This window comes from Frankia sp. AiPs1, assembly GCF_023716945.1.
Lineage (GTDB): Bacteria > Actinomycetota > Actinomycetes > Frankiales > Frankiaceae > Frankia.
In genome coordinates, this window is sequence record NZ_JAMQQF010000189.1 from 1 (window position 1) to 10376 (window position 10376).

Consider the following 10376-nt stretch of genomic DNA (forward strand, 5'->3'; position numbering starts at 1 on the left):
CCGCAACTGGGCGACCGCGGCGGTCTGCTCGCCGACGTCGGGCACCACCCGTTTGGCGGCGTCGGTCGGGGTCGAGGCGCGCACGTCGGCGACGAAGTCGAGCAGCGGCGCGTCCTGCTCGTGGCCGATCGCCGAGACGACCGGCGTGCGCGCGGCCACCACGGCGCGTAGCAGCGCCTCGTCCGAGAACGGCAGCAGATCCTCCAGCGACCCGCCGCCGCGGGCGATCACGATCACCTCGACCTCGGTCCGGCCGTCGAGCTCGCGCAGCGCGTCGATGACCTGGGACACCGCCAGCGGCCCCTGGACGGCCACCTCCCGCAGCACGATGCGCACCGCCGGCCAGCGCCGCCGGGCGTTCTCGACGACGTCGCGCTCCGCCGCGCTGGCCCGCCCGGTGATCAACCCGACGGCCGCCGGCAGGAACGGCGGACGCCGCTTGCGGGACGCCGCGAACAGCCCCTCCGCGGCCAGCGTCGCCTTGAGCTGCTCCAGCCGGGCCAGCAGGGCGCCTGCGCCGAGGGGACGGATCTCCACCACGGCGAGGGCGAGGGTGCCGCGCCCGGGGTGGAAGGACGGCTTGCCCCACACGACGACCCGCGCGCCGTCCACGAGCGCGGGACCGACGGCGTCACAGACCGCCCGCGAACAGGTGACCCGCAGCGACACGTCCGCGACGGGGTCCCTGAGGGTGAGGAAGACAGTGCCCATTCCGGGCCGACGGACGAGCTGCGTGACCTGTCCCTCAACCCACACCCGGCCGAGCCGGTGGACCCAGTCGCCGACGGCTCGAGAGACCGTCCGAACCGGCAAGGGCTGTTCGGGAGTCGAGGTCAGGGCCATTCGGGCACCGTAGCCGGTACGTCCGACAGGTCGGGAAGAGTACACGTGGCCGTGGCCCGAGGCGGCCCGGACGATGTCGCCATCCGGGTATGCATCGCCCGCGGCTCTTCCCGCCCGCCCCCCGCCGCGTAGACTGACCTGCATGGGCCGGGTCCTTCTTGCCAAGCCGCGCGGCTACTGCGCCGGTGTCGATCGAGCTGTCGTGACCGTGGAGAAGGCGCTGGAGCTCTACGGCTCGCCGGTCTACGTACGCAAGCAGATCGTGCACAACCTCCACGTCGTCAGGACTCTGGAGGCCAAGGGCGCGATCTTCGTGGACGAGACCGACGAGGTACCACCGGGCGCCACTGTGGTCTTCTCAGCGCACGGCGTAGCGCCGACCGTGCATGAGGAGGCGGCGTCGCGTCAACTGCGCACCATTGACGCAACCTGTCCGCTCGTCAGCAAGGTGCATTCCGAGGCACGTCGGTTTGCCCGTGAGGATTTTGACATCCTGCTCATCGGCCATGAAGGCCATGAGGAGGTAGTCGGCACCACCGGGCAGGCACCCGACCGCATCCACCTGGTGGACGGTCCCGAGGACGCAGCTCGGGTCAAGGTGCGCGACCCGGAGCACGTCGCCTTCCTGTCCCAGACCACCCTCTCCGTCGACGAGACGCAGACGACCGTCAAGGCCCTGCGTGAGCGCTTCCCGCACCTGCAGGGTCCGCCGAGCGACGACATCTGCTACGCGACACAGAACCGCCAGGTCGCCGTCAAGGAAATCTCCAGCGCGGTTGACCTGGTCATCGTCGTCGGCTCGCCGAACTCCTCCAACTCGGTGCGCCTGGTCGAGGTCGCGCTCGATGCCGGCGCCCCCGCCGCCTACCTCGTCGACGACTCCACCGAAGTCGACGCGAGCTGGCTCGATGGTGTCGAGACCGTTGGCGTGACCAGCGGCGCCTCGGTTCCCGAGGAACTCGTCACCGGCGTCATGGCCTGGCTCGCCGAGCATGGGTTCAACGACGTCGAGGAGGTCACCTCCGCCGACGAGCACCTCCTGTTCGCCCTCCCGCCCGAGTTGCGCCGCGACATCCGCGCGCGCGAGCGCGAGACAGCCGCTTCCTAAGCGGCACGGCCCCACCAGCAACGACGCCCACTGCCCCGCCCCGTGGCACCGAAGCCACGAGGCAGGGTAGTGGGCGTCTCTCATGGGCGCCCCCGTTCCCCGTCCCTGCCAGCCCGCCCGACCTGGCACTCCCCCGGGGTTCCCCACACGGGGCCCCCAGCGAAGATCGCCGAAGGCGATCTGACCGAAACCCGCACGGCGGCCGATACCAGGGGCCCCCGCAAAGCGCCGAAGGCGCTTTGCGGGGAAAGGTGTGAGAGCTCCCATGGCCCCGAGCGGCGCGGGCACCACCCGCCCGACATGTCCTAGGGTCGGGCGATGGGGCCGGTGTCCAGCCGGCTTCTCCGCCGGGCGGTGGGCACCGGCGTGCGGTGCTGGTCAGATGCAGGTCAACGGCGACGGAACAGCGGGAGAACGGGCGCATGAGCGAGCAGGAATACCGCATCGAGCACGACAGCATGGGCGACGTCCGGGTGCCGGCATCGGCCCGGTGGCGAGCCCAGACGCAGCGGGCGGTGGAGAACTTTCCCGTCTCCGGCCAGCGGATCTCCCGCGCGCACATCCAGGCGCTCGCGCGGATCAAGGCGGCGGCGGCGACGGTGAACGCCAAGCTCGGGGTGCTCGACGCCGACATCGCCGAGGCGATCGCGGACGCGGCGGCCGAGGTGGCCCGCGGCGACTGGGACGACCAGTTCCCGCTGGACGTGTTCCAGACCGGGAGCGGCACCTCGTCGAACATGAACACCAACGAGGTGCTGGCGTCGCTGGCATCCGAGCGGCTCGGCCGGGCGGTGCATCCGAACGACCACGTCAACGCGTCGCAGTCGTCGAACGACGTCTTCCCGTCGTCGATCCACGTGGCCGCGACCCAGGGGATCGTGCAGGAGCTGATCCCGGCGCTGGAGCACCTCGCCGCCTCGCTCGGCCGCAAGGAGACCGAGTTCGCGGACGTGGTGAAGTCCGGACGGACGCACCTGATGGACGCCACCCCGGTGACGCTCGGTCAGGAGTTCGGCGGCTACGCCGCGGCGGTCCGCCTCGGTGTCGAGCGGCTGAACGCGGCCCTGCCGCGGGTGGGCGAGCTGCCGCTGGGCGGCACGGCGGTCGGCACCGGCATCAACACGCCGCCCGGCTTCTCCGCCGCGGTGATCGAGGAACTGGCCGCCAACACGAACCTGCCGCTGACCGAGGCGCGTAACCACTTCGAGGCGCAGGCGTCGCGGGACGGCCTGGTCGAGGCGTCCGGGGTGCTGCGGGTCGTCGCCATCTCGCTCTACAAGATCGCCAACGACCTGCGCTGGGCCTCGTCGGGGCCGCGGGCCGGCCTCGGCGAGATCCACCTGCCGGACCTGCAGCCCGGCTCGTCGATCATGCCCGGCAAGGTGAACCCGGTCATCCCGGAGGCGGTCTGCCAGGTTGTCGCGCAGGTCGTCGGAAACGACGCGGCGGTCGCCTTCGGCGGCTCGGCTGGGAACTTCGAGCTCAACGTGATGCTGCCGGTGATCGCGCGCAACCTGCTGGAGTCGATCCACATCCTGTCCACGATCAGCCGGCTGCTCGCGGACCGCTGCGTCGACGGGATCGTCGCCAACGTCGAGCGCTGCCGCCGCTACGCCGAGTCCTCGCCGTCGATCGTGACGCCGCTGAACAAGTACATCGGTTACGAGGAGGCGGCCAAGGTCGCGAAGCTTTCCCTCGCCGAGGAGAAGACGATTCGCGAGGTGGTGATCGAGCGCGGCTACATCGAGGCCGGCAAGCTCACCGAGGCCCAGCTCGACGCCGCCCTCGACGTGCTGTCGATGACCCACCCGTAGACGGTCCACTCGGCGACGGTCGTGGGCGGTCCACCAGTTGATGAGTGATCGGACGGGCCGGCTCCGGAGGTGACTCCGGAGCCGGCGTCCGGCGCCGCTCCCCCCGCCCGTCACCGCCCCCAGCGCACCTCCCGACAACGGGTGGGCGTCCGTCCCGAACAGCGGCGACGCGGCGGCGGCGCGGCGGGGGTCGTGGAAGACCCCCCAGACAGCCTCCACGGCCCCCGCCCCTGTTCTAACGAGATGGCGGCGCGTTCGTTACGGGTGACGGCGACACGAATTTCGAACGGTCCCGCGGGGGCCTTCCGACGCGGTCGCGCGGTCGACCCGCCCCAGCGGCGTACGGCTGACGGAGCGGCACGGCTCGGGTGTGCCACCCGCCGCCGGCACGTCTCGGTCATTACCGATAGTTTGCAGACATCTACCCTCCGCGATATTGCGTGGCTGAAACCCCCAGGGGAAAGCGCGGAGAAGAAATAAACGTAACAAGACCGTGCAACTTGCCGACCCACCCGCTCCAGCCAGATAGCCTCTGCTTCACCGGGAGCCGGAAAGAATGCGGGGAGGTGACGGTGTTCGACTATGACGTCCTCGTCATCGGGTCCGGACCCGGCGGGCAGAAGGCTGCGATCGCGGCAGCCAAGCTCGGCCGGCGGGTCGCGATCGTGGACAAGCGGGAGATGATCGGCGGTGTCAGCATCAACACTGGCACGATCCCGTCCAAGACGCTTCGGGAGGCCGTTCTCTATCTGACCGGCATGTCGCAGCGCGAGCTGTACGGGTCGAGCTACCGGGTCAAGGACGACATCACCGTGGGTGATCTGTCCGCCCGGACCAGACATGTGATCAGCCGAGAAATCGATGTCATCCGCAATCAGCTCAGCCGCAACCACGTCACACTGCTGACGGGGCTGGCGAGCTTCATCGACCCGCACTCGGTGAGCGTGCGGGCCGCCGGGGACATCGAGGACCGGCGGGTCTCGGCCGAACGGATCATCATCGCCACCGGCACCCGGCCCGCGCGGCCGGACACGGTCGACTTCGACGGCCGGACGGTGGTCGACAGCGACCAGATCCTGGCCCTGGAGCGGCTGCCCCGGTCGATGGTCGTCGTCGGCGCCGGGGTGATCGGCATCGAGTACGCCTCGATGTTCGCCGCCCTCGGCACCAAGGTGACGGTCGTCGAGCGGCGGGACCGCATGCTGGACTTCTGCGACGTCGAGATCGTCGAAGCCCTGAAGTACCAGTTGCGCGACCTGGCAGTGACGTTCCGGTTCCGCGAGTCGGTGGTGTCGGTCGAGCGGCACAACGGCGGGACGCTCACCCTGCTGGAGAGCGGCAAGAAGCTGCCCGCGGACACGGTGATGTACTCGGCGGGACGGCAGGGACTCACCGACATCCTCAACCTGCCGGCGGCGGGGCTGTCCGCGGACAACCGCGGCCGGATCAAGGTCGGCTCCGACTTCCGCACCGAGGTCGAGCACATCTACGCCGTCGGCGACGTCATCGGTTTCCCGGCGCTTGCCGCGACCTCGATGGAGCAGGGCCGGTTGGCGGCCTACGCCGCGTGCGGCGAGAACGTCAACGCGATGCGGGCGGAGCTCATGCCGATCGGGATCTACACGATCCCGGAGATCTCCTACGTCGGGCGGACCGAGGACGAGCTCACCGAGCTCGCGATCCCGTTCGAGGTGGGTATCGCCCGGTATCGGGAACTGGCCCGCGGCGCGATCCTGGGCGACTCGTACGGGATGCTGAAGCTGCTGGTCAGCCCCGAGGACCGGAGTCTGCTCGGGGTGCACGTGTTCGGCACCGGCGCCACCGAGCTGATCCACATCGGACAGACGGTGATGGGGTGCAACGGCACCATCGACTACCTGGTCGACAGCGTCTTCAACTACCCGACGCTGGCCGAGTCCTACAAGGTCGCGGCGCTCGACGCGATGAACAAGATGCGAGCCGTCGCCCGCTTCAGCGGCTGACCCCACCGCTACGGCGACCCCAGCATCCGCAACACCCACGCACCCCCGTCGCGGGCCGAGGTACAGCTCCCGGTCCAGAGCACGCGACGGGGGACGACGTCTGCGGCCCGCCCCCGGCACCGCCGGTGGCTACCGGCCGCTGACAGACGTCGCTGGCCACAGGCGGATGTCGCTTGGCCACAGGCGGATGTCGCTTGGCCACAGGCGGCTGTCGTTGGCCACCGACCGGCGTCGCTGGCCGGCCGACGTCGCTAGCCGGCGGACGTCGAGCTTCTCGCCGCCTTCCAGGCCAGGGCGGACAGTCCCTGCACCGTGGTGACGCCCGCCTGCATGCTCGGCCCGTTCTTCGTGTAGACGGCCATGATGTAGTCGCGTCCGGCGCCGTGGACATGCGCCAGACTGGTGATCACCCAGCCGCTGGTGCGGGGCAGCCAGCCGTTCTTCAGCTCCACCGCCACCCCCGCCGGTACGCCACCGGTCAGGCCCCACCGCTGCGCCGGGATCACGGTCCTCAGCAGGCCGCTCACCGTGGCGCGCCCGGCGGCCGACAGGGTGCCCGGGTAGGCGATCGCGCGCAGCACCGCGAGCTGGTCGGCGCCGGTGGTGCGGGTCAGCCCCCACTTGCCACCCGGGCCGGCCGTCGTCGCGTGCATGCCCAGGCGGGCGAAGAAGGCGTTCATCGCGGGCGCGCCGCCGACGTCGGCCCACAGGGCACTCGCCGCCGCGTTGTCGCTGACCGAGATCATCCGCCGGGCCAACGCCTGCTCGCGGGCCGTGAGCCGACCCGCGGCGCCCGCCCGCTGCACGAGCGCCGTGAGGATGTCGAGCTTGACCGAGCTCGCCGTCTCGTAGCCGGCGACCGCCGGGTCGGTGTAGACGGCCGTGGTGCCGGCGACCGCGTCGTACATGGCGACGCTGACGTGCCCCGGCCGGCCCGCGAGGTAGCCGCGCCACCGCGCCGCCAGGCCACTCGACGCGGCACCACGCACCGCCGCGACCGGTTCGACCGTCGCGAGGCCACCGGCCTGCCCCGTCGCGACCGTGCCAGCCGTCGCCGTCGTGCCTGCCGTCGCCGTCGTGCCTGCTGCCGCCGTCGTGCCTGCTGCCGCCGTCGTGCCTGCTGTCGCCGTAGCCGGCTCGGGCGAGGTGGCAGACACGGGCCTGGCCACGCCATCGGCGAGCGCGTAGGACGGGATGCTCGGGGCGACCGTCACGGTGCGCAGCCGGGGCACGGCGATCGCCGCGGGCCCCAGCGCCGTGCCGAGCACCGACGACGGCGCGTCCGCCCCGGCCGCCTCCACCCGGCGTCGCACCAGCGCAGGGCTGATGGTCCCGAGGCCCCCCGCCCGCACGGCCGACACCGTGGCGGGCGCGCCGGCAGCCATCGGACCGCCGAGCCCCGCCGAGCCCGACGCCTCGCCGGTCGGCCAGTACATCACGCCACCGGCCACGCCGGTGACAGCCAGCAACACCACACTCGCGCCCCACCGGCGCGTAACTCGTTCAGACACGCCGCCTGTCTAACTAAGGCGGACCAATATCAGAAGAGTACGGAAGAAAACGACTTCAACCTTTTACCGCCACGACAAAGAGAACCCGCGAGACGACAATGATGTTTCCATCCTGATGAACGTTACGGTGCTATAGCACCATATTATGACCGGCTCGGCAGCGTGACGTATTTGCGCCGAAACGCAGTTACCCGAATACTCGGACGCAGGCACCGATTCCGGCCCGGCGTAATCCGGACTGTTCCGGGCCGATGAGGGGAGGGCGGGTGGCGAAGCAGGCTGGCGGGGCGCCGGCGCGGCCGGTCGGGCAGCGGGCCGGACGGCCGACGGGGTTGTTCGTCGGCCTCACCACCCTCGACACGATCTATCTGGTCCGACACCCGCCCGGACCCGACGAGAAGATCGTCGCCGACGATCTGGTGGTCGCCGCGGGCGGCCCGGCGACGGGCGCGGCCGTGGCCTTCGCTCATCTCGGCGGTCGAGCCACTCTCGTCAGCGCGGTCGGCGCCGGACCACTGGCCGCCGCGGCGCGGGCGGATCTCGCCACTCTCGGCATCCGGCATCACGACCTGCGGCCGGGAGAACAGGTCCTGCCGGTTTCGGCGATCATGGTCAACGCGGCCGGGGAGCGGGCGGTGGTGTCGGCGCACGGCGCGCTGCCGGTCGCCGCACCGGTGGCCGCGGACGCCGCACGGGCCCTGCTCGCCGGGGCGGACGTCGTCCTCGTCGACGGCCATCAGCCCGACGTCGCCGTCAACATCCTGGCAGCCCGCCGGTCGCCGGCAGCGAGGGGCGTACCCGCCGCGACGGACCCGGCGGCCCCGAGGGACCCGACAGCCCCGACGGCTTCGGCGGCTTCGGCGGGGCCGGCGGGGCCGGTTGGGGCGGCGGCCTTGGCCGGATGGCCGCCGGTGGTGTTCGACGGCGGTTCCTGGAAGCCGGGAACCGAGCGGCTGCTCCCCCACGTCGACGTGGCGTTGTGCGGGTCCGCCTTTCGACCGCCGGGCGTCGGCGGCGACCCGGCCGAGGTGCTGCGTTACCTGCTGGCGCATGGACCTTCGTTCGCCGCGGTGACCCGCGGTCCCGGCCCGGTCCGGTGGGCGACCGCACGGGCCGGCGGGGAGGTCCGCCCCCCGGCTGTCCGCGCGGTGGACACGCTCGGCGCCGGTGACGTGTTCCACGGGGCGTTCGCCTGGTCGATCGGGGTCCAGCCCCGGCTCACCACCGACGCGCTGGTGGCCGCGCTGGCCGCGGCGTCGCAGGTCGCGGCCCGGTCGGTGACGAGCTTCGGCACTCGCGCCTGGCTGAACCGAGACGAGACCCTTCCGTGACCAGGCGAGCACGACCCTGCCGGCAATCTGGCCAGAGACCGGATCTGGCGGCCAGGCGGCGGACACCGCGCCCAGGGAGCGTCAGAAGGTCACCGACTGGCTAGGCGGAGTCGCGGGTTCCCTCTGAAACCACCCGTCGGGGTGCCCCTCCTGCCGTCAGCCGGCTCCCGGCCCGTCACGGCCGCCGGCCCGTTACGGCTGCCGGCTCGTCACGGCTGCCGGCTCGTCACGGCCGCCGGCTCGTCACGGCCGCCGGCTGGGGGCGGGCGGCGGCACGTCCGGGGGCAGCCGGATCAGGTAATCGGCGCGCGAGGCCGTCGCGTCCACCAGGCGCAGATTGTTAAGATCGTTTTCCTCGACCCATTGTCGCGCAGCCGGTCCGCGGCGCCCGCCAGCGGTGTGCCGATCGATCAGACGGGTCCGGGCGATCTCCTCGTCGACCCGAAGAAACCAGGTCTCGTCGCAGCATGCGCGCACCTGCGCCCATGCTCCGGTGCCCAGCAGCAGATAGTTCCCCTCGCAGATCACCAGCCGCACGGTGGGCGGGATCCGGTGCGCTCCCGGGACCGGCGCGTCGTGGACACGGCTGAACGACGGCGCGGCCATCTCCTGCGGTCCGCCAGCGCGCAGTCGGGCCAGCAGGCACGCGTAGCCGGCGGCGTCGAACGTCTCGGGGGCGCCCTTGCGCTCGGCGAGGCCGAGCCGGGCGAGCGTGCGGTTCGGTAGGTGGAAGCCGTCCATCGGCGCCTGCGCGACGAGCCTCGGGCTCGTGCCGTGGCGGGCGTCGAGCTGCCCGACGAGCCAGTCGGCGAGGGAGCTCTTCCCCGCGCCCGGCGGCCCGGCGATCCCGAGCAGGACGCGCCCGCCCCCCGCCAGGAGCGCCTGCGCCCTCGCCAAGACGGCCGCCCGGCCGATCAGCACGCCGGGCCGGCCCGGCGAACGGGGGGTCATCGTAGACACCCGGGTCAGAAGGACAGGCCGCCGGTGGCGGCGATGGTCTGGCCGGTGACCCAGCGGGCGGCGTCGCTGGCCAGGAACGCGACCACGTCGGCGATGTCGTCGGGCCGGCCGTTGCGGCCCGCGGGGGTCATCGCGGCCACCTGCTCGAAACGCTGCCGGTCGTGGGCGGTGACCCCGTCGGTCTCGACGAGCCCGGGTAGCACGGCGTTCACCGTGATCCCGCGGTGGCCGAGTTCCTTGGCCATCGACATGCCGATCTGCTCGACGGCCGTCTTCGACCCGGTGTAGACCCCGACGAGGGGGTTCGGGTTGCGGGTGTAGCCGGTCGAGATGTTCACCACCCGGCCGCCGTCGCGCAGGCACCGAGCGGCGTGGCGCATCGCCAGGAAGCTGCCGCGGACGTTGACGGCCAGCACCCGATCGATCTCGGCGTCGGTGACGTCGCAGGTCGCCCCGTAGAGCACGACCCCGGCGTTGTTCACCAGGATGTCCAGCGGGCCGAACGCCTCGGCCGCGGCGGCGAACAGCCGGTCGATGTCCGCGGGCATGCCCAGGTCGGCGCCGACCGCGGTGGCCTCGCCGCCGGCGGCGACGATCCGTTCGACGACCTCGCCGGCGGCGGCCCGGTCAGCCCGGTAGTTGACGACGACCCGGGCGCCGTCCGCGGCGAGCCGCAGTGCGATCGCCCGACCGATCCCCCGCGATGACCCGGTGACGATCGCGTGCCGCCCCGCCAGCGGTGGCGACCAGGCCACCGGCTCCCGGACCTCCCTCTCCACCGGCACGATCACCGCGCCGCCCCCGCCGCCCCCGCCGCGTCCCCGGGC

The 10376-nt window shown here is 72.0% G+C and carries 8 protein-coding genes; 4 read left to right on the top strand and 4 right to left on the bottom strand.

Annotated elements, in window-relative coordinates:
• Positions 1-843: exodeoxyribonuclease VII large subunit (gene xseA, locus ND748_RS16985; protein WP_251746778.1), on the bottom strand; the 843-nt coding region annotated here is incomplete at its 3' end.
• Positions 844-985: 142 nt separating this feature from the next.
• Between xseA and ND748_RS16990 the strand changes: the two genes are divergently transcribed.
• From ND748_RS16990 to sthA, 3 genes are all read left to right on the top strand, one after another.
• Positions 986-1951, top strand: coding sequence for a 4-hydroxy-3-methylbut-2-enyl diphosphate reductase (locus ND748_RS16990; RefSeq protein WP_251746779.1), 966 nt, complete (start codon positions 986-988; stop codon positions 1949-1951).
• A gap of 422 nt (positions 1952-2373) precedes the next feature.
• Positions 2374-3765: a class II fumarate hydratase gene (locus tag ND748_RS16995; RefSeq protein ID WP_251746780.1), complete on the top strand. Its 1392-nt coding sequence runs from the start codon at positions 2374-2376 to the stop codon at positions 3763-3765.
• Positions 3766-4337: 572 nt separating this feature from the next.
• Entirely contained in the window at positions 4338-5747 is a 1410-nt protein-coding gene (gene sthA, locus ND748_RS17000; protein WP_251746784.1) for a Si-specific NAD(P)(+) transhydrogenase, read from the top strand.
• Between the two features lie 251 nt (positions 5748-5998).
• On the opposite strand, the gene ND748_RS17005 is transcribed toward sthA, so the two are convergent.
• Entirely contained in the window at positions 5999-7222 is a 1224-nt protein-coding gene (locus tag ND748_RS17005; RefSeq protein ID WP_251746781.1) for a serine hydrolase, read from the bottom strand.
• Positions 7223-7524: 302 nt separating this feature from the next.
• Between ND748_RS17005 and ND748_RS17010 the strand changes: the two genes are divergently transcribed.
• Positions 7525-8589 carry a PfkB family carbohydrate kinase gene (locus ND748_RS17010; RefSeq protein WP_251746782.1) on the top strand — a complete coding sequence of 355 codons (1065 nt, stop codon included), beginning with the start codon at positions 7525-7527 and terminating at the stop codon, positions 8587-8589.
• Positions 8590-8832: 243 nt separating this feature from the next.
• Here the strand turns inward: ND748_RS17010 and ND748_RS17015 are convergent, their stop codons facing one another.
• Positions 8833-9540: a nucleoside/nucleotide kinase family protein gene (locus tag ND748_RS17015; protein ID WP_251746783.1), complete on the bottom strand. Its 708-nt coding sequence runs from the start codon at positions 9538-9540 to the stop codon at positions 8833-8835.
• A 14-nt stretch (positions 9541-9554) separates the two neighbouring features.
• Positions 9555-10376, bottom strand: an 822-nt coding sequence (locus tag ND748_RS17020) for a glucose 1-dehydrogenase (RefSeq protein ID WP_308205650.1), incomplete at its 5' end; no start/stop codon positions are given.